Here is a 21,153-nt window from a genome sequence, read left to right as displayed (position 1 = left end):
GCTGAACGACATGAAATTGTAACAAGCGATTTAGCGATCGGTTGTCGACCTAGACACGATCGGTGGCGCGTCTTCCCATCCTCCACCGAGCGCCTTGAATATGCTGATCTGGGCATCGGCAAGGTCGGCCTGAGCCTGCGCGAGTTCGGCGCGCGTCGTCGCCCGCTGGCGTTCGGCGTCGACAAGCTGGAGAAAACTGTCGGCTCCGAAGTCGAAACGTAGCCGAGACAGCCGGGCCGCGTCGCTGCTGCCCGTGGTGGCGCGCAAAAGCGCCGCCTTGCGCTCCGCTGCGCCGCCCGCACGCGCCAGAGCCTGTTCGGTTTCCTTGAGCGCGGTCAGGGTCACGCCATCGAAACGCGCCAGCGAGCCGTTAGCGATGGCTTCGTTCTCACGCACACGCGCCCGCGCCGCACCGCTGAAAGGGAAGTTCCAGCTGATCAGTGGCCCCAGCGAATAGCCGAAGGAAGAGGATTTACCGAGGTTGCCAAGCTTCGTGCCGCCCAGGGTAATGCCGCCCAGCAGGGTGATCGATGGGTAAAGCGCCGCGGTAGCCACCCCGATGCGGGCGGTGTCGGCTGCCAGCTGACGTTCGGCCTGGCGAACGTCGGGGCGTCTTGCCAGCAGGGCCGCGCCATCACCGACCGGCAGGACCGTCCGCGCAACGGGCAGCTTTCGACAGGCGGCGGCGGCAGTGCCCGCGATCGCCGTGGAAGGGTCGCCGGTCAACACCGCCAGTGCATAGAGTGCAGACCGGCGCTCTGCCTCGAAAGTCGGGATTTGCGCGCGCGCCTGTTCGACCAGCACCTGCGCCTGGTCGACCTGGCTGCGCGTCCCGCGTCCGGCTGAAAACAGGCGCTGCGTAAGGTCCAGCGTGCGCGCCTGCAGCGCTTCGGTCTCACGCGCGACGTCGGACTGTGCGCCGTAACCGCAGGCCTGAGCATAGGCGCGCGCGGTTTCTGCGGCGACCGAAACGCGCGACGCATCGACCGCCGCTTGCGCGGCCCCGACATCGGCCCGCGCGGCTTCGATTGATCGGCTGACACCGCCGAACAGGTCCAGCTCGTAGGACGCGTCGAACCCGAGCGTGAAATAGTTCGTCGTGAACCCCTGACTGGTCGAGCCGCCGCCCTGTTGCCCTGTCCGCGACGACGTGCTGGACCGCGACCTCGTACCCTGCGCCGAGACGCCGGTTGTGGGGAACCGCGCGGCTCCCGATTCGGAAAGCAACGCCCGCGCGCGCTGGAGGTTGGCCGCCGACACCCGCACGTCGGTATTCTGCGTCAGCGCCTTTTCAACGAGCCGGTCGAGTTCGGGATCATCGAACACCCTCCACCATTTCGATGGTAACGGGGTCGGCGCAAAGGTGCCGCTCGACAATGCTTCCTGAAGCCGGACCTGCTCGACCGGCAGGTTCGCGGGACGCTGGTAATTCGGCCCCACGCTACAGGCTGCAACTATCGCCGTCAGCGGCAGTATCGCTGTCCGCTTCATTCTGCTGGCGCCGCTTCGACAGATTTGCGACGGCGCGACCATGCGCTCACCCGGTCGCCAAGCTTGCGACTGATGATGTAGAATGACGGCGTGAACAACAGGCCGAAAATAGTTACCCCAACCATCCCGAAGAAGACCGCGATTCCCAAAGCCTGCCGCATTTCGGCACCGGCTCCGCTGGCGATTACCAGGGGCAACACGCCAAGGATGAAGGCGATCGACGTCATCAGGATCGGTCGCAGGCGCTGGTGCGCCGCACGTTCGGCGGCCTCGCGCGGTCCCAGCCCTTCATCCTCGCCCTGCCGCGCAAATTCGACGATCAGGATAGCGTTCTTGGCCGCCAGTCCGATCAGTACGACCAGTCCGATCTGTGTCAAAATATTATTGTCGCGTCCCATGATCCCGATGCCGACGATCGCGGCGAGCAGGCACATGGGCACGATAAGGATTACCGCGAGGGGCAGAACCAGGCTTTCATATTGCGCGGCCAGCAGCAGGAACACGAACACCACGGCCAGCGCGAAGACCAGCGCGGCAGTATTGCCCGCCTGTTGTTGCTGAAAGGCGAGCTCAGTCCACTCGTAAGTAAAACCGGACGGCAGGTTGGCGCCTGCCAGCTCTGCCATCTTGGCAAGGGACTGACCCGATGAATAACCGTGCGTCGTGTCGCCCTGCAATTCGGCGGCCGGGTACAGGTTGTAACGGACGACTCGATAGGGGCCGCTGTCGTTCTTCAGGGTCATGACCGCCGATAGCGGCACCATCGCCCCGCTTGCCGACCGCGTCTTCAGGCGACCGATGTCCCCGATGTCGTCGCGATAGGGCGCGTCCGCCTGTGCTGTAACGCGAAATGTGCGCCCGAGAAAGTTGAAGTCGTTGATATAGGACGAACCCAGATAGGTCCCCAGCGTCGAGAAGACGTTCTGGACCGGCACCCCCATCTGTTCGGCGCGCTCACGGTCGACCTCCGCGAACAGGCGCGGGGTTCGGGTGTTGAACGGTGAAAAGACCGACGTCAGCCCCGGCTCCGCATGCGCTGCGCCCATCATTTTCAAGGCGACCTGCTCGAGCGCCGGATAGCCCGCGCCAGACCGGTCCTCGAGCATCATCTTGAAGCCGCCGCCGGTGCCTATGCCGCGCACGGGCGGCGGTGCGACCACCAGGATATTACCGGCAGTGATCGCCCCGAGCGACTTGCGCAGTTGGATGGCGATCGCGTCCCCGGTCGCCTTGCGCGTCCCGAACGGCTGCAGCGTGACGAAGATCGCCGCCGCATTGGGCGCGGTGGTAAAGGTGGCTCCGTCGAACCCGGCAAAAGCGATCGTGTCCTTAACATTAGGGTTTTGGCGCGCAATCGCCGCAGCCTTCTGCACGATCTCGTCCGTGCGCTGGAGCGAACTGCCCGGCGGCAACTGCACCACACCGATCAGGTAACCCTGATCCTGCGCCGGGATAAACCCGGTCGGAGTCGCATAGAAACGCCACCCCGCTACGCACAGCAACAGGACATAGGCCACCGCGATCATGCCCAGCATCCTGACCAACCGCGCGGTCAGCCTGCCATAACGGGCCGACAGTCGTTCAAATCCACGATTGAAGCCGCGAGCAAATCTTCCCGGAGCGCCGCGCCATCCCGCGGCGGGCTCATGCTCGCTTTGTGGCTTCAGGATAATTGCCGCCAGCGCCGGCGACAGGGTCAGCGATACGAAGGCCGATATTGCGGTAGCCGCGACGATGGTTAGGGCGAATTGCTTGTAGAACGCACCCGATATCCCCGGGATAAAAGCGGTTGGGATGAACACGCCGCACAGCACCAGGGCAATGGCGATCAGTGCGCCCGAAACCTCGTCCATGGTCTTGTGCGCGGCATCTTTGGGGGACAGCCCTTCCTCGTCCATCAATCGCTCGATGTTTTCGACGACGACGATGGCATCATCGACGACGATGCCAATAGCTAGCACTAGCCCGAACAACGACAGGTTGTTGAGCGAAAATCCGAACGCCGCCATCGCCGCGAAACTGCCGACCAGCGAGATCGGGATGGCGATGATCGGGATCAGCGACGCCCGCCAGCTTTGCAGAAACAAAAGAACGACGAGCGCCACCAGCACGATAGCCTCGAACAAAGTATGCTCGACGGCATCGATCGAAGCGCTGATATACTCGGTCGGATTGTACGGAATCTTGTAAATCAGTCCCGGCGGGAAGCTCTTGCCGATTTCGACCATTTCCTCTTGGACTGCATCGGCGGTCGTCAGCGCATTCGAACCCGGCAACTGCGTAATCGCAATGCCCGCCGACGGAAACGCGTTGGAATAGGCGTTGGTACCATAATCCTGCGCTCCCAGTTCGATGCGCGCAACGTCGCGCAGTCGCGTCATCCGGCTCTGGTCGTCGCGCTTCAGGACAATTTCGCCGAATTGCTTGGGCGTGGTCAAACGCCCCTGGGTCTGGATACCGAGCTGGAAAGCGGTTCCGCCTTGGTTGAAGGGAGCCTGCCCGATCGATCCCGCCGCGACCTGGACATTCTGCGCGCGAACAGCGGCGATAATCTCGTCGACGGTCAGGTCATGCGCCGCCGCGGAATCCGGATCGATCCAGATCCGCATGTTATAATCACGTCCGCCGATGATCCGCACGCCGCCGACACCGGGCACGCGGCTCAGGCGATCGACAACCTGAAGCGTGGCATAGTTTGCGACATATTGCTGGGTCAGCGACTTATCGGGCGAATACATGTTCATGACCATCAGCAGGTCGGGCGAGTTCTTACGCACTGTAACGCCGACCAGGCGGACTTCTGCAGGCAGCCGGGGCTCTGCGGTGGCGACACGGTTCTGCACCAGGACTTGCGCCTGATCGACGTTGGTCCCCGCCTTGAACGTGACAGTGATCGCCACATTGCCATCGCCGGTCGACGACGACTGCATATAAATCATGTTCTCGACACCGTTGATCGATTCCTCGAGCGGCGCGGCGATCGTTTCGGCCAGTGTTTCCGCGGTTGCGCCAGGATATGTCGCCGACACCACGACCGTCGGTGGCGCGATTTCCGGGTATTGAGATACCGGCAGCGAGGGGTATGCGATCGCGCCGACGATTACGATCAGGATCGACAGCACCGCCGCAAATATGGGGCGGTCGATAAAGAAATGCGGAAACTTCATGGCGCTTTAACGCGCCGTCGCTTCGGACGCCGGCGGCGTGCTGAGGGGCGTCGACGTCGGCGCGTCGTCGGTGGCGCGCGGCTTCAGTTTGACGGTGTTGGCCTTCACGGCGACGCCTGGTCGCAACTGTGCCAGTCCATCGATCACTACCTTATCGGTCGGCGCGATGCCTTCGCGAATGACCCGCAACCCCTCGACCAACGGCCCGGTTTCGACAGGGCGCTGCACCGTCTTGCCGTCACGCCCGATGACATAAACAAACCTGCGGGTCTGGTCGGTCACGATAGCCTCGTCGGGAACCAGCATCGCGTGATAACTGCCCGAACCGAGCAGGCGTGCGCGCCCGAACATCCCGGGCACTAGGAAACCATCCGGGTTTGTCACGAGCGCATGGGCCCGAATGGTGCCGGACTGCGGGTCGATGGCATTATCGACAAACTGCATCCGGCCGTGCCAGCGATACCCTTTTTCATCGGCAAGCTGGATATCGACGGGATTGGGAGCGTAGCGCGAAGACTTGCGCTCGCCCTCGCGCGCCTGCCGGATATACTTTAGATAAAAGCTTTCCGCCCCGTCAAAGGCGAAGCGGATCGGGCTAACCGATACAATCCGAGTCAGGACAGTCGTGCCACCCGCAACATAGGTGCCGGTGGATACTTTCTTGTCGGAAATGCGGCCATCGATCGGCGAACGCACGATCGTGAACGAAACATCGAGCGCCTTCGAATCGACATTCGCACGCGCGGCCGCGACGTCGGCCGAACCGCTACGAAGATTGGCCTGCTTGGTCTCAAACTCCTCGCGGCTGATGGCTTGGGCATCGATCAATTTCTGGGCACGCGCGAGCTCGGAGCGGTTGTTGGTAACCAGCGCTTGCGCCTTGGCTAGATCGGCACGGGCCTGCTGGAGCGCTGCCTGATACGGGCGCGGGTCAATCACGAACAGCGCCTGGCCCTTGTGAACCTCGACCCCTTCCCTGAACAATACGCTCTGGACGTTCCCCGAAATTCGCGGGCGAACCTCGACATCCTGGACGGCTTCGAAGCGACCGACATAATCGTCCCAGTCGACCACGTCCCGTTGCAGGGGCGCAACGACCGATACCTGCGGGGTTTGCGGCGGCGGCGGAGCAGCCTTTGAGCACGCCGCGAGCATGAGGACATTTGCAAGAAGAAGGAAACGCATCGACGACCTTTGCCGTGATGCAGCATCGATTTCAATCGGATTGTCCCGATCAAACATCATCGGCCATCTTCATCATCCTGTCCCAATGAGCCTGACCGACTGATGCCACCGAAAGCCGGGATTGGCGAACCAGATCGAACTCGACAAAAAATGGGTCGGCTTTGATCGCTGCCAAAGTGACCGGGTTCGCCAGCGTCTTCACCGGTGTAACGTCGACCGCAGGGAACCGTTTGGCTTCATCGCTTGGATCGAGATAATGTTCTCGGACGATCCCGACGATCCCTACCGCCTCTTTGCCCTCATTACTGTGATAAAACAGCGCCTGGTCGCCGACTTTCATCGTGCGCAGGTTGATCGCTGCAGTATGATTACGGACGCCGTCCCAGACCGTCCGGCCATCGCGCATCAAATCCTGCCAGGAGTATTTATGCGGTTCGGACTTGATCAACCAATATGCCATGACCTGTCCCTTACGCCGCGACGACGTGCGACGTGAACAACTTGCCCCGTTCGGCGATATAGACGGCGGCCAACGCTGCCGCCCCGAACAATGTCGAGGCAAGATAGAGCGGAACGGTCGAGCCATTGAAGAACTGACCGACCAAACCGCCGCCAGCCGCCCCCAATATCGTCGAGAATGAGCCCTGTACCGAACTGGCCGTACCAGCAACTTCGCCAACATGTTCCATCGCCAGAGCCCCGAAGTTACCCACCACCAGTGCGAAACACCCCATCATGGTCGCCTGCATAACGATGAAACCGACCAGCGTCTCATGGCCCGAGAGCGCCACCAATCCATGCATGCCCGCGACCAAGGTAAACCCGACCAGCGCATAATGCCCGATCGGCCGCATTCCCCAGCGCATGACAATCCGCGAGTTCACCAGTGAAGCAACCGCCATAGTGCTGGCCATAACGGCGAAGCCGCCCGCCAGAAATTGCGGATGCCTGAAAACCTGGTCGAATATCTGCTGGACCGAATTCAGGAAACCAAAAACCGCGCCGGTCATGAATGTCATGGCAATCGTGTATCCAATCGACTGGCGATCCGAAAGGACGGTGCCAAAACTCTCGAAGACTTGGGCGCGAGAAATCGCCTTACGATTCTGTACGTCCTGCGTTTCGGGGAGGCGGAGAAAAACCCAGGTCCACAGGATCACGCCAACGACCGCCAGTACGATAAATATCCAGCGCCAAGGTGCGATGGAGATGATGAGTGCACCCATGGTCGGGGCCAGGATGGGCGCGGCCATGAACACGACAGATGCCAGGCTCATCACCTGCGCCATTGCCCTGCCCTCAAACTGGTCGCGGACGACGGAAACGACAAGCACGCGCGCACCGGCCGCGGCTGTCCCCTGGGCAAATCTGGCCAAGAGCAGCAGTTCGAACGTCGGCGCAATCGCGGCCGCAAGGCTGAAGATCGAATAGCCGATCAGCGAGCCGAGCATTAGGCCGCGACGGCCATATAGGTCCGACAGCGTCCCCACGAAAAACTGCGATATGCCAAAACCGATCATGAACGCGGTAATTACGAACTGCTGATGGTTGGGGATCGTCACGCCCAGCGTATGGGCAATCGCCGGGAGGGCGGGCAGCATGGAATCAATAGCGAACGCCACGACCATCATGATCCCGGCGACCAACGTAATGAACTCGACGCGCCCGGGCGCCCTGACAGGAGCAGACATTAACAATCTTTATGCTGCAACGCGCAAAAACACTAGTCCGCGAACAGCAAAACCGGTGTTTCGACGTATTTCCTGAGGGCCTGCACGAAATTGGCGGCGTCCCAACCGTCGACAACCCGGTGATCGCAGCTGATCGACAGATTCATCAATTTTGCAATTGCGATTTCCCCGTCGCGGATGACAGGGCGCTCGACGATCTTGTTTGGACCGATGATCGCAACCTCGGGGCGATTGATGACGGGCGTTGTCGCTATCCCGCCAAGTGGGCCGAGCGATGTCACCGTTAATGTCGATCCCGACAGCTCTTCGGATCGGGCCTTTCCCGAACGGGCTGCCTCCGCCAGTCGGACGATCTCGCCCGCCAATTGCCAGACGTTCAAGCTCTGCGCGCCCCGGATCACTGGAACCATCAGTCCAGCATCGGTCTGGGTCGCCATTCCAAGATCCACCGCCCCATACCGCGTCACCACGCCCGCCTCGTCATCGTAGCGCGCATTGATCATTGGGAAATCGGGGATGGCCTTGCAAATGGCAACGATCAGCAAAGGCAGCATGGTCAGCTTGGGTCGCGTACCGCGATTGGCATTCAGGTCGCTCCGCATTGCCTCCAGTGCGGTAACGTCGAATTCGTCGACGTAGGTGAAGTGCGGAATGTTGCGCTTGGACGCCGCCATGTTCTCGGCGATGCGGCGGCGCATACCGATGACCTTGATCGGCTTGTCGGCACGCACCGCTGCTGCGCCTGCACGATAGCCCTGCGTGTAGCTGAGGTAAGCGTCCAGATCGCTGTGGCGAACCCGGCCGCCTTCGCGCGCCTTGATCTGGCGCAGGTCAACCGCAAGGTCCTTGGCCCGCGCGCGGACTGCCGGAGAGGCCAACACGGACTCGTGTTCACCAGGACGTGACGTCTGCTGGACCTCGATCGGGGCCGCCGCTGCCGGACGCGGTGCCGGGGCAACGGGTTCGGAAGCAGCATCCAAGCGGTCGGCGGTCGCGGCATCGGGATTTTCAGCGTCGGTCTGCTCTTCAACCGGCGCTTGCGCACCAAGGTCACTGGCTCCGTCGTCCCCGGCTCCCTCATCATCGACCTCAATCACTGCAAGGGCCGAGCCGATCGCGATCATGTCACCGACTTCGCCCGCGATCTCGACGACCACGCCCGATACCGGAGATTCCATCTCGACCGTGGCCTTGTCAGTCATCATGTCGGCCAGGCCCGCGTCTTCTTCGACACGGTCACCGACCTTGACGTGCCATGCGACGATCTCGGCCTCGGCAATGCCCTCGCCAATGTCGGGCAGGCGGAAAATAAAGCGCGCCATATCTAGTCCTTCATAACTTTTTCGAGCGCCATGCCGATTCGGATCGGCCCCGGGAAATATGCCCATTCCAGGCTGTGCGGATAGGGGGTGTCGAACCCGGTGACGCGCTCGACCGGGGCTTCCAGATGGTAGAAGCACCGTTCCTGCACCATCGCTGCCAGCTCGGCACCAAAGCCCGAAGTCCGCGTCGCCTCATGCACGATCAGGCAACGCCCGGTCTTTTTAACGCTCGCCTCGATCGTTTCGATATCGAGCGGCACCAGTGTACGCAGGTCGATCACTTCGGCATCGACACCCAGTTCCTCGACCGCCGCGCGCGCGACGTGGACCATGGTGCCATAGGTCAGGATAGTGACATCGGCCCCTTCGCGTACGATGGCCGCCTTACCCAGCGGGATAGTGTAATAACCCTCCGGAACTTCGGACCCCTCATGCTTGGCCCAGGGCGAAACCGGGCGGTCGTAATGACCGTCGAATGGCCCGTTGTAGATGCGTTTCGGTTCGAAAAAGATCGTCGGATCATTGTCCTCGATACTAGCGAGCAACAGACCCTTTGCGTCATAGGGCGTGGACGGCACCACCGTCTTCAGCCCCGAGACGTGGGTAAAAATAGCCTCGGGCGACTGGCTGTGAGTCTGCCCGCCGAAGATACCGCCACCGAACGGGGAGCGCACCGTGATCGGCATCGGGAACTCCCCCGCTGAGCGATAGCGCAGCCGCGCCGCCTCGCTCACCAGCTGATCGAGCGCAGGGTAGATATAGTCGGCAAACTGGATCTCGGGGATCGGGCGCAGGCCGTAAGCCGCCATCCCGACCGCGACACCAATAATGCCGCACTCGGTGATCGGCGTGTCGAAGACGCGGGTTTTGCCATGCTTGGCCTGCAGGCCGGCCGTCGCGCGGAACACGCCGCCAAAGAAACCGACATCCTCGCCCAGCACCGTCACGTTGGCATCACGCGCCAGCGCAACGTCCATCGCCGAGTTGATCGCCTCGATCATATTCATGCGCGCCATCAGACCGATGTCCCCGACTCTGGCCGAGATTGTTTGTCAGGCCATTTGCGAGTGCGTTCAGCCGCCATCTGAGCCGACTGTTCCTTTAGGTGCCACGGCATTTCTTCGAACACATCCTCAAACATCGTCTCGAAAGGCTGATGCATCCCGTGCCCCAGCACACCGTTTTTTTCGGCTTCCTTAGCCGAAGCTTTCACCAGTTCGGCCAGTTCAAGGTCCTGTGCGCTGTGCTGCTCCTCCGACCACTCGCCCAGACCGATCAGGTGCAGTTTCAACCGCGCGATCGGATCGCCCAGGGGCCAGTGCGCGCCTTCATCGGCGGAGCGATATTGCGACGGATCATCGGAGGTCGAGTGACCCTCTGCCCGAAACGTGAAATGCTCAATGAGCGTTGGTCCATGATTGGTTCGCGCACGTTCGGCGGCCCAAGCCGTTGCGGCATAGACGGCAAGCGGATCGTTCCCGTCGACCCGCAACCCGGCCATGCCATAGCCCACGGCACGCGCGGCAAAGGTCGTCTCATCGCCGCCCGCGAAACCGGCAAACGACGAAATCGCCCATTGGTTGTTCACCACGTTGAGAACCACTGGCGCGCGATAGACGGTCGCGAACATACAGGCCGAGTGGAAATCGCCCTCTGCCGTCGACCCCTCTCCGCACCAGGTTGCTGCAATCTTGGTGTCGCCCTTGGCCGCGCTCGCCATCGCCCAGCCGACCGCCTGCGGATATTGCGTTGCAAGGTTGCCGGAGATCGAAAAGAACGCCCCCTCCCGCGTCGAATACATGATCGGCATCTGACGACCCTTTAACCGGTCGGCCTTGTTTGAATAAATCTGGTTCATCATATCGACCAGCGACCAGTCGCGGGCGATCAATATCCCCTGCTGCCGGTACGACGGAAAGCACATGTCCTCCCGATCGAGCGCGAACGTCGCCGCCACCGCAACGGCCTCTTCTCCGGTCGACTTCATATAAAAGCTTGTCTTGCCCTGACGCTGCGCACGAAACATCCGCTCATCGAACGCCCGGGTCAGCGCCAATGCGCGCAGCATGGCCCGCAGGCGCTCCGGCTTCAGGCGTGGGTCCCACGGTCCAACTGCCACCCCATCGTCATCAAGCACACGTACGAGTCCGTAGACCATCTCGCGCATTGTGCCCGCAGGAGCCGCGCTATCCGGACGCGGGGTTATTCCGGCAGCCGGAATTTCAATGTTCGAAAAATCAGCAGTATCGCCCGGGCGATAATTAGGCTCGGGGATGTGCAGCGATAGCGGCGGCAGATTGCGGCGCTCCGTTTCGCTGGTCATTTAGGAACTTCCTCTGCTGATTCGCGCCCATGCTGACGCCCTGATCGTTGTTATAATATTTCAACGGGCCGCACTAATGCAATCTCTGGTCTCGATGCACTTTCTGGCGATTTGACTTCTGGCAAACCACGCACCATTCTCTTGTGCAACGCAGCATCTTGTTGCGATGCACAATATGCGGGTTAGTGAACTTTTAAGACAGTCGGGCGTTCTGGAACGACACCAGCAAGGATCGCGTAGATGGATTTCTCGTTTCAAAGTCACGATGACGTGCGCGGTGCGCCTCAGGCTGCGACCGGGACCGACGCGGCGCCAGCTTTGATCGAACGGATTGCCTTGCTGGGTAACTTCCTTCCGCGACGCTGCGGGATCGCCACATTCACGACCGACATCTACCATGCCTTTGAATCGCGTTTTCCGGATATCGCTGTTGACGTCTGGGCGATGAACGACGGCGACAACCGGTATGCTTATCCCGAAGCTGTGCGTGGCTCCATCAACGCCAATGATCCCGAATCATACCGCGCTGCCGCACGCGAGATCGAGGGAAGCGATGCCGATCTTTTATGGATCCAGCACGAATTCGGTATCTTTGGCGGGTCGGCGGGCGATTATCTGTTACCGCTGCTAGACCGGATGACCTGCCCGATCGCGGTCACGCTCCATACCATTCTCAGCGAACCGGACGCCGACCAGCGCCGGGTCATGGATGCACTGGTGGAACGCTGCCAGTCGTTGATCGTCATGGCCGAAGAAGGCCGTCGCATCCTGATCGACACTTACGGTGCCGACCCGGTGCGCGTATCGGTCATCCCGCACGGCATCCCCGACCGTGCCTTCGGTCCCACCGCGCCGATGAAGGAGCGCCTTGGCCTGACCGGTCACGATGTGGTCCTGACGTTTGGCCTGCTGTCAAAGGGCAAGGGCATTGAGACGATGATTGAGGCGATGCCCGCCATCGTCGCAAAGTTTCCAAAGACTTTGTATGTCGTGCTCGGCGCAACCCACCCACATACGATCGCCAATGATGGTGAGTCCTATCGCGACCAGTTGAAGGCACAAGCCGAACTGCTCGGTGTCGGCGCAAACATCCGCTGGGTGGATTCATTCGTCGAGACGTCGGAAGTACTCGACTATCTTGAGGCCGCCGATATTTATGCAACGCCCTATCTGAATCCCGCGCAGATTACGTCGGGAACGCTTGCCTATGCCGTTGGCCTCGGCAAACCGGTGGTTTCCACACCCTATGTCCACGCGCGCGAATTGCTGGCCGATGATCATGGACGCCTCGTCGGGTTTGGCGACAGTGCCGGTTTTGCGAAGGCGATCGTCGACCTGCTTTCCGACCGGAACACGCTGGAGGCGCTGCGTGAACGGACCTACGCTTTGGGCCGGACGATGATCTGGCCGCGTTTTGCCGAGGTTTCGCTGGCGCAGTTTAGCAGGATGCCCGCGCTCCGGACTCCTCGCCCGCTGCCGTCGCGGTCGCGCCCGATCCCCGCACGTCTGCCGCTGACTGCCATCGAACGGATGAGCGACGCGACGGGCATGTTGCAGCATAGCGTCTTCTCGATCCCCGATCGCGCGCATGGCTATTGTGTGGACGACAACGCCCGCGCCCTGATCCTGATGTGCCGGAACACGGGGTTTTCGGCACCCGATCGTGCCCGTTGGACTGGCACCTATGCCGCGTTCGTTCAGCATGCATGGAACCCTGACACCCAGGCATTCCGCAATTTCATGGGATTCGACCGGACTTGGCTTGAAGACACCGGCTCGTGCGACAGTCGCGCGCGGACCGTGTGGTCGCTCGCGATTGCCGCCACCGAAGCCTCAGATCCCGCAATCCGGCAGTGGGCACGTGGCCTGTTCGACACCACATTGCCGGCAACTGCCGAGCGCACGTCGCTTCGCACACGCGCCTTCCTGATGCTGGCGGCTTCGGCGATGCTGACGATCCGGTCGGGCGATGCCCAGCTGACGGCTCTCCTGACCGAATTCGGCGAAGACCTGATTGCCCAGCTCGAAGGATCACGGCGCGCCGACTGGTGCTGGTTTGAAACCGTGCTTGCTTATGACAACGCTCGCCTGCCCGAGGCGCTGCTCCGGGCGGGGCTGGCGCTCGACCGCAATGATTTCGTGGTTCGCGGTCTGGAAACGCTGACCTGGATTTCGGATCGCCAGACTGCCACGGAGGGGCATTTTCGCGCCGTTGGTTCGGACAGTTTCGGCCGCCCCTTCGCCCCGCCGCTCCGTTACGACCAGCAACCGCTCGAGGCATGGGCGATGGTCGATGCCTGCGAGGCTGCGTTCGCGGCGACCCATGATGACCATTGGAAGACCATCGCGATCAAAGCGTATCGCTGGTTTCTCGGTGAAAACGATCTCGGCCTCGCAATCGCCGATTCGGCAACGGGTGAGTGCTGCGATGGACTGATGCCAACCGGCATCAACCGCAATCAGGGGGCGGAGTCGGTTTTGTCGTTTCACATAGCGACTTATGCGATCAACCAGTTGCTCGCAGAAAGTTTCGATAGCGAAACGCGAACCCTAGGCGAGTTCTCTATAATGAGGCATCAGGCGCTGGATGTTATCGCTTCACCAATCTCCGCTCAAGCTCCACGCCGACCCCTCGCGCGTCGTGGTCCGTCCATTCCATCTCGCCTGGAACAGCCAAGAGCCGTCTAGCCGTGCCCAGCGCCTGGTCGATGAGGTCAGGGCGATGGACATGCGAACGGCGCGCACCGAACTGGCGCTGGTGTTTCGCGATTTTGAGGCGCGCCACTGGCAGACCCGCAAGGTTTTCCTGCAACGCTATGACGAGGTCGAGGCACAATTGGGTCTCGACGGGCGTCGTATTCGTGAGGAAAAGAAAATCCTGATCGGCGCCTATTTCTGCCACGAATACAGCTACGCCGCCGCCGCGCTGATGAACCCCAGTGTGACCCGCCATCCTGATCAGTCGGGCCTGGCAAAGGGTTCGGTCCGCGTCGTGATGTCGCTGCGCGCGGTCGGAGAGGGGCATATCTCATCGATCGCGTTTCGTGAGGGCATCATTGCCGGGCGCGAAATCATGCTAATGCCCGAACCGCCGTTCGCCACCGCCGCCAATTCGTCTCAAGTCGGCGCGGACCGCGAAAAGGGCACCGTGACGATCCAGCGCCATCCCGATAGTTCGCTGTCCGGCACCGTGCTTTTTCCGATTACGGCCGCACAGCGCAACGGGCTCGAGGACCTGCGCATCACGCATTTCTGCAACGATGATGGCAGCGAGGAATGGATCGGGACCTATACCGCCTATTCGGGCACCCAGATCCAGTCCGAGATGTTGCGGACCAGTGATTTCCAGAGTTTCGACCTGGTTCCCATCGAAGGGGTGGCCGCGCGCAACAAGGGCATGGCGCTCTTCCCGCGCAAGGTGAGCGGCCAATACATGATGATCGGGCGTCAGGATGGGCAAAACCTGTTCCTGCTGAAATCGGAGACGCTCGGCCATTGGGACGAGGGCGAAATGCTGCTTCAGCCGCGTTATCCCTGGGAACTGGTCCAGATCGGCAATTGCGGCCCTCCGGTCGAAATCGACGAAGGCTGGCTGCTGCTAACCCACGGCGTCGGCGCGATGCGCAAATATTCGATCGGCGCGGTCCTGCTGGACAAGGACGATCCATCGAAGGTTCTGGGACGTTCGGTCCAGCCCATCCTGTCTGCCAACGACGAGGACCGCGAGGGCTATGTCCCCAACGTGGTCTACACCTGCGGCGCGATTCGTGCCGGGGCCGACCTGTTCATGCCTTATGGTGTTGCCGATTCGTCGGTGGCCTTCGCGTTTGTGCCGATCAAGGGGCTGCTCTCCTCGATGTCCTAGCCTCTCGCATCGTGGCTCTGCTCCCTAGCGAGACGCGTTGGACTTTGCTAAACGCCTGAAATGGCTAATTTCACACCCTTTCGCTGGGACGACCCGTTCCTGCTCGACGCACAACTTACCGATGATGAGCGTATGATCCGCGACACGGCGGAACAATATGCGCAGGAAAAGCTGCAGACGCGCATCCTGATGGCGAACCGTGAGGAACGCTTTGATCGGGAGATCATGCGCGAACTGGGCGCACTCGGCTTTCTCGGTGCGACCATCGATGGCTACGGCTGTGCCGGGGTCAGCCACGTCGCCTATGGCCTGATCGCGCGCGCGGTCGAGCGCGTCGATTCGGGGTATCGCTCGGCGATGAGCGTCCAGTCGAGCCTCGTGATGCACCCCATTCATGCCTATGGGTCGCCCGAGCAGCGCGAACGGTTCCTGCCCGGCCTCGCCAGCGGTGACCTGGTTGGCTGTTTCGGACTGACCGAACCCGACGCTGGCTCCGACCCGGCAGGCATGAAGACCCGTGCGGTTGTGGCCGATGGTGGCTACCGACTGACCGGCGCGAAAATGTGGATCACCAATTCACCGATTGCCGACGTCGCGATCGTTTGGGGAAAGCTGGACGGTGTTATTCGCGGCTTCATCGTCCAGCGCGGGATGGACGGTTTCTCGACACCCAAGATCGAGGGCAAATTGAGCCTGCGGGCTTCGGTCACCGGTGAGATCGTGCTTGAAGACGTGTTCATTCCTGAGGCCAATATCCTGCCCAATGTACGCGGTCTGGCCGGGCCGTTCGGCTGCCTGAACAAGGCGCGCTATGGTATTGCATGGGGGTCGATGGGTGCGGCGGAGGATTGTTTTGCACGCGCCCGACAATATACGCTGGACCGGCATCAGTTCGGTCGGCCTCTAGCCGCCAACCAGCTTGTCCAGTTGAAGCTTGCCGACATAGCGACAGAGATCGCGCTGGGGCTACAGGCGGCGCTTGCCGTCGGTCGCAACATCGACGCGGAAACCTGGTCGCCCGAACAGGTCAGCCTGATCAAGCGCAACAATTGCGGCAAGGCGCTAGCGATTGCGCGCGTGGCTCGCGACATGCACGGCGGCAACGGGATCGCCGACGAATATCACGTGATCCGCCACATGATAAACCTGGAAACGGTGAACACCTATGAGGGGACGCATGACATCCACGCGCTGATCCTCGGCCGCGCGATCACCGGAATACAGGCTTTCTCCTAGCGGCCGAGCAGAACCCGTGCCTGGCCAGCAATCTGGGCAAGCATCGCGGCCGAAGGGGCAGCGACAATGCGGGCACGGTCGATCAGGTGGCTGAACTGCTGGACGCGGTTAGCCTGGGTGGCGAGCCAGTCGGTGACCCGCTGCTGCGGATTGCCGGTGTCGCGTGCGAGGAACTCGAGCCGCATCTGCTGGAAGTCACGCGCGAGCCCCGCGATCAGCAGCCGCTCCCACGGGTCGATCGGTTGCAGGCGCATAGCGGTCCCCTGCGCCCAGTCGAGACCGAGCGCCGCACCCAATTGCGTGAAGGCCTGCGTCAGCGCGACCGTCTCGACACCTGCCCGGCTGGCAAGCGACGCGAGGCCGATCGCCCCATCCAGTTCGGCCAGGTGGACGACGCGATCGACCAGTTTCTTTGGCGCACCAGCCTCGGTTAGTCGCCGTTCGAAATCGCGTGACTGGGTGCGAAGTTCGTCGCGGATCAGGTCGCCGGTGCCTTTGTCCAGCAGCGCGATACCCGGGGTCAGCGCGGTAACGGCCTCACCGATTGAGCGACCGACGATGGCATTGCGCAACAGGTCGGCCATCTGCGCGCGGACCTCCACCGCAACCTGTTCGAACAGCATCAGGCGCGCGCTTTCGGTGGTGTCGGCGGCATCGATTGCGGACCACAGGTCACCCAGCTTGTACAATTGCTCGACCACGACGAACGCGGCGGCAATGTCGCCCAGCGCCGCGCCCTCTTCTTCCGCCAGCTCGAACGGATGCGTCAGGCCGAGGCGATTGATCAGGCGGTTGGCGATCTTGGTCGCGACGATTTCACCGCGCAGGCGATGATGTTCGATCGCGACGGCATGCGCGCCTTTACGCATCTGGACCGGGAAGGCCGAGAGCAGTTCGGGGATCATCGCGGGATCAAGTGCGACATCGCTGTTTTCGATGGCAGCCTGCAACGCCAGTTTCGCGGTTGCCAGCAACACCGCGAGTTCGGGGCGGGTGAGGCCGTGGCCGTCCTGGGCGCGGCGGTTGAGTATCTCGTTGACAGGCAATCCCTCGACCGCGCGGTCGAGGCGGCCGGAAGATTCGAAGGTTTCGACCAGCCGGATCAGCGAGGGAATCGCCGCTGCCCCGCCGCGTTCGGCGATGGAAAGTGCCAATGTTTGCAAACGGTTATCTTCCAACACCAACCCCGCCACCTGGTCGGTCATCTTGACCAGCAGGGCGTTGCGCCGCGGCATGGTAAGGTCTCCACTTGCGACCTCTCCGTTGAGCGCGATCTTTATGTTCACCTCATGATCCGAGCAGTCGACGCCCGCCGAATTGTCGATGAAATCGGTATTGATGCGCCCGCCGTTCAGCGAAAATGCGATGCGCGCGGCCTGGGTCACGCCCAGATTTGCCCCCTCCCCGACTACCCGCGCGCGGACGTCTTCGGCGTTTATCCTATTGGAATCATTGGCAGGATCGCCCACCGTGCTGTTGGGTTCACTGGCCGCCTTCAGGTAGGTGCCGATGCCGCCGAACCAGATCAGGTCGACCGGGCTTTTCAGGATCGCGACGATCAGCGCGGCGGGGTCGAACGACGCAGTCGTCACGCCCAGCACTTTCTGCATTTGTTCGCTAATCCTGATTGATTTCAGCGAACGCGCGAAAACGCCGCCCCCCTTCGAGATCAGCTTTGCATCATAGTCGGCCCATGACGAGCGCGGCAACGCGAACATCCGGGCGCGTTCTTTCCAACTGACGGCGGGGCCGGGGTCGGGATCGAGAAAGATATGGCGGTGGTCGAACGCCGCGACGATTTTTAACGAGTGCGACAAAAGCATCCCGTTTCCAAAGACATCGCCCGACATATCGCCGCAGCCGACCACGCGAACGGGTTCGGATTGCACGTCGACGCCCAGTTCGGCGAAGTGGCGCTGGACCGAAATCCACGCCCCCTTCGCGGTGATCGCCATTGCCTTGTGATCATAGCCGACCGAGCCTCCGCTGGCGAAGGCATCGCCCAGCCAGAAGTTGCGTTCGAGGGCGATGGCGTTGGCCACATCGGAGAAACTGGCGGTGCCCTTGTCCGCTGCGACCACGAAATAAGGGTCTTCGCCGTCCAATATCACGACCGATTCAGGGTGAATCACGACGTTTTCGACGATGTTATCGGTGATCGAGAGCAAGGTGCGGATGAAAATCCGGTAGGTTTCGGTCCCCTCGGCCATCCAGAGTTCGCGATTGGTCGAGGGGTCGGGCAGCGCCTTCGGGAAAAAGCCGCCCTTCGCACCCGTAGGCACGATCACCGCGTTCTTGACGCGCTGCGCCTTCATCAGACCGAGGATTTCGGTGCGGAAATCGTCGCGCCGGTCGGACCAGCGCAGGCCGCCGCGCGCGACCGGCCCGGCGCGCAGGTGAATGCCCTCGACCCGCGGCGAATAGACAAAGATTTCACGCCATGGCACCGGCGCCGGCAACCCCGGGACCAGCGCGCTGTCGAACTTGAAGGCAATCGCCTCGGCGGCGGCAGGCGCAAAGAAATTGGTTCGCAGCGTCGCCATGACAACCGCACGGAACAGCCGCAGGATGCGATCCTCGTCGATGGCGGCGACCTGCGCCAGCTTAGCCTCGATCACCGCATCGGCAGCGTCTGCGGCAGCCGCAGCCTTTTTGCCGCCCGACGCGGGATCGTGGCGCGCGTCGAACAGGTCGACGATGGCGCGCGCGATATCGGGTTCATGAAGCAGCGCATCGGCGACGGTGGACAGGCCATAGGTCAGCCCGGTCTGGCGCAGGTAGCGGAACAGCGCGCGGAACAGGATCACCGATTTCGGCGCGAGCGCTACCGCGATCAGCAACTCGTTGAAACGGTCGTCCTCCGCCGCCCCCTCCAGCACCGACGCAACGGTAACCTCGACGATGGCGGCGCGCGTCAGGACATCGGCGGCGACGTCTGCAGCCAGGTCGAGGACAAAGCGGTGCATATGGCCCAGGTCGTCGGCCAGCGCGGTCGAAACCTCTTCCACCACGCGAAACCCGAAATTTTCCAGCGCGGGCACGGCATCGGACAGCATGACCGGCGTCAGGCTGTAGAGTTTCAGCCGCAGCCGGTCGGGCGCGTCCCCCGCGTTACGGTAAATGCGGACGCCGCGCTGGTCCGCGTCGGCCAGTGCGTGCAGCCGTTCGATGTCGAGCGCCGCCTCTGCCGGCCCGGCACCGAGCCGATACGGCAAGGGAAACGCCCCGGCATAGCGAATGGCAAGCCGCGCCGCCCGACCGGCATCGCCGCGTTCGCCAAGGCTCGCCTCTACCGACGGTCCCCAGCCGCGCACCATCGTTTCAAGCTGGCGGTCGAGCGCCTGGCCATTGGCACGCAGTTGCGACCCGCGACGGTCGAATGTGTAGCGGATCAGCGCGACGCCGCTGTCGCCGAGGTCGATCGACCAGTTCAGCATCGTGCCGCCACATGCCTCTGCCAGCATATCGCCGATGGCGACCCGGCGCGCGGTCGACAATTCATCGCGCGGCAGCCAAACGAAGGCGAACATCTGGCGGTCGAGCGCGTCGCGTGCGAGCAACAGCCGGGGGCGCGGACGGTCGGCCAGCGACATGGCGGTCAGCGAGACCTCTTCAAGCGAGTCCGCCCCGATCCCGATCAACAGGTCGTGCGGCAGCGCGGTCAGCGCATGGGTCAGCGCCTTTCCGGCATGGCCCGCGGGATCGAACCCGTATTTCGCCTCGAGCGCGGCAAGCCGCTGGCGCAGCACGGGAATCTCGTCGGGTGCCGCGGACAGGGCCGCACTGGTCCACAGGCCCATGTGGATCGAAAGCCCGTCGCGACCCTTCGCATCGAGGGTCGGCAAGATGATGAGGTCGAGCGGCGCGCGGCGATGCACCGTCGAGATAAAGTTGGATTTGACGAGCAAGGGCGCGTCGTGCGTCTTCAGCCAGTCGATGGCCTTTTGACGCGAGTGGGGAGCAAGCGCGGCATCACCGATCAGCGATGCCAGGCCAAGCGCGTCGGACATCGTCCCATCGGCGGCAAAGCGCACATGGCCGAGCTGGGTCAGGTTGCGATCGAGCATCCACGCCAGCAGCGCCGCGCCCTCCTGAATATCACCATCGTGTTCAAGCGCGGCAATGTCGCGCGCCATCGCGTCCTTCATCGCCGACCAGTCGCGCACCGCCGCGCGGACATGGCCCAGATTGGTTTCGACCGCCGCCAGCAGATCGCGACGTCCGCGCGCATCGGCACGTTCGATGTCCAGATAGACGAGCGATTCGCGCGCATTGCTGCCAGAACCTGCTCTCGCCCCAGTTCCCCCCAGGCCAACCAGCGCCGCGCCGTCGCGTTTCACTTCCAGTACGGGATGGAGCACGCGGTAAATGTCGAGGTCGTGCGCCGCCACCGTCGCCGCGATCGAATCGACCAGGAATGGCATGTCGTCGTTGACGATCGCGAGGCGCATCAGCCGCCGTCCGCTGGCGTCATTGCCGGTTTCGGATGCCATCGCAACCCGGCCCGGCGCGCGTTCGGCCAGCGCCGCAAGCGCCAGCGTCGCCGCCGCCGTCCGGTCGCCCTTTTCAAAGCCATCGGTTTCGCCGGGCAGCGCGCCCGCGACCAATGCGCGGGCGATCGCGTCGACCAGCTTTTTGTCGATCGACTTAGGGGATTTGGAGGATTTGCTGTCTTGCACAGTGTCTTGCGCGCGCGCGGTCGCCATAAAATCTGCCTGAATTTGCATATCGGGACGATGGTCCCGCAACCCGGACGTGTATGCGCCGGGTAAATGACAACCTCAAGCGGCGTTGCTTTGCAAAATCGCCGTCGTCACCCCGGCGGAGGCCGGGGCCTATACGGCTGTCGGGTCGCGGGCGCCCGTTGCTGAAA

12 protein-coding genes are annotated in these 21,153 nt (G+C 62.3%); 3 read left to right on the top strand and 9 right to left on the bottom strand.

Annotated elements, in window-relative coordinates; all coding sequences use genetic code 11:
- Positions 1-30: 30 nt before the first annotated feature.
- The 8 genes from Q0R02_RS12605 to Q0R02_RS12570 are packed head-to-tail and all read right to left on the bottom strand — an operon-like array spanning position 31 to position 11,179.
- Entirely contained in the window at positions 31-1,491 is a 1,461-nt protein-coding gene (locus Q0R02_RS12605; protein WP_293884016.1) for an efflux transporter outer membrane subunit, read from the bottom strand.
- Positions 1,488-4,658 carry an efflux RND transporter permease subunit gene (locus Q0R02_RS12600; protein ID WP_293884014.1) on the bottom strand — a complete coding sequence of 1,057 codons (3,171 nt, stop codon included), beginning with the start codon at positions 4,656-4,658 and terminating at the stop codon, positions 1,488-1,490. Before Q0R02_RS12600 ends, Q0R02_RS12605 begins: the two co-directional genes overlap by 4 nt.
- Positions 4,659-4,664: 6 nt before the next feature.
- Entirely contained in the window at positions 4,665-5,843 is a 1,179-nt protein-coding gene (locus tag Q0R02_RS12595; protein ID WP_293884012.1) for an efflux RND transporter periplasmic adaptor subunit, read from the bottom strand.
- 49 nt (positions 5,844-5,892) lie between these two features.
- Complete coding sequence (locus Q0R02_RS12590) at positions 5,893-6,303, bottom strand: EVE domain-containing protein (protein WP_293884010.1); 411 nt, start codon at positions 6,301-6,303, stop codon at positions 5,893-5,895.
- Positions 6,304-6,313: 10 nt separating this feature from the next.
- Positions 6,314-7,534, bottom strand: coding sequence for a multidrug effflux MFS transporter (locus Q0R02_RS12585; RefSeq protein WP_293884008.1), 1,221 nt, complete (start codon positions 7,532-7,534; stop codon positions 6,314-6,316).
- Positions 7,535-7,566: 32 nt separating this feature from the next.
- Positions 7,567-8,856 carry a dihydrolipoamide acetyltransferase family protein gene (locus Q0R02_RS12580; RefSeq protein ID WP_293884006.1) on the bottom strand — a complete coding sequence of 430 codons (1,290 nt, stop codon included), beginning with the start codon at positions 8,854-8,856 and terminating at the stop codon, positions 7,567-7,569.
- A 2-nt stretch (positions 8,857-8,858) separates the two neighbouring features.
- Positions 8,859-9,863 (bottom strand): alpha-ketoacid dehydrogenase subunit beta, encoded by a 1,005-nt coding sequence (locus Q0R02_RS12575; RefSeq protein WP_293884100.1) that lies wholly within the window; start codon positions 9,861-9,863, stop codon positions 8,859-8,861.
- 8 nt (positions 9,864-9,871) lie between these two features.
- Positions 9,872-11,179 carry a 3-methyl-2-oxobutanoate dehydrogenase (2-methylpropanoyl-transferring) subunit alpha gene (locus Q0R02_RS12570; RefSeq protein ID WP_293884004.1) on the bottom strand — a complete coding sequence of 436 codons (1,308 nt, stop codon included), beginning with the start codon at positions 11,177-11,179 and terminating at the stop codon, positions 9,872-9,874.
- A gap of 240 nt (positions 11,180-11,419) precedes the next feature.
- Between Q0R02_RS12570 and Q0R02_RS12565 the strand changes: the two genes are divergently transcribed.
- From Q0R02_RS12565 to Q0R02_RS12555, 3 genes are read left to right on the top strand one after another with little or no spacing between them, the layout of a single operon-like run.
- Positions 11,420-13,867 carry a glycosyltransferase family 4 protein gene (locus Q0R02_RS12565; RefSeq protein WP_293884002.1) on the top strand — a complete coding sequence of 816 codons (2,448 nt, stop codon included), beginning with the start codon at positions 11,420-11,422 and terminating at the stop codon, positions 13,865-13,867.
- Complete coding sequence (locus tag Q0R02_RS12560; RefSeq protein ID WP_293884000.1) at positions 13,767-15,044, top strand: glycoside hydrolase family 130 protein; 1,278 nt, start codon at positions 13,767-13,769, stop codon at positions 15,042-15,044. Before Q0R02_RS12565 ends, Q0R02_RS12560 begins: the two co-directional genes overlap by 101 nt.
- Positions 15,045-15,104: 60 nt before the next feature.
- The gene (locus tag Q0R02_RS12555) at positions 15,105-16,280 is read left to right on the top strand and encodes an acyl-CoA dehydrogenase (RefSeq protein ID WP_293883998.1); all 1,176 of its coding nucleotides are present in this window, start codon (positions 15,105-15,107) and stop codon (positions 16,278-16,280) included.
- Here the strand turns inward: Q0R02_RS12555 and Q0R02_RS12550 are convergent.
- Positions 16,277-20,986 carry an NAD-glutamate dehydrogenase domain-containing protein gene (locus tag Q0R02_RS12550; RefSeq protein ID WP_293883996.1) on the bottom strand — a complete coding sequence of 1,570 codons (4,710 nt, stop codon included), beginning with the start codon at positions 20,984-20,986 and terminating at the stop codon, positions 16,277-16,279. The genes Q0R02_RS12555 and Q0R02_RS12550 overlap by 4 nt on opposite strands.
- Positions 20,987-21,153 lie beyond the last annotated feature (167 nt).

Origin of the sequence: Sphingomonas sp. (genome assembly GCF_025353885.1) — a bacterium.
Taxonomy (GTDB): domain Bacteria; phylum Pseudomonadota; class Alphaproteobacteria; order Sphingomonadales; family Sphingomonadaceae; genus Sphingomonas_O.
This window is presented reverse-complemented; position numbering and strand designations above follow the sequence as displayed.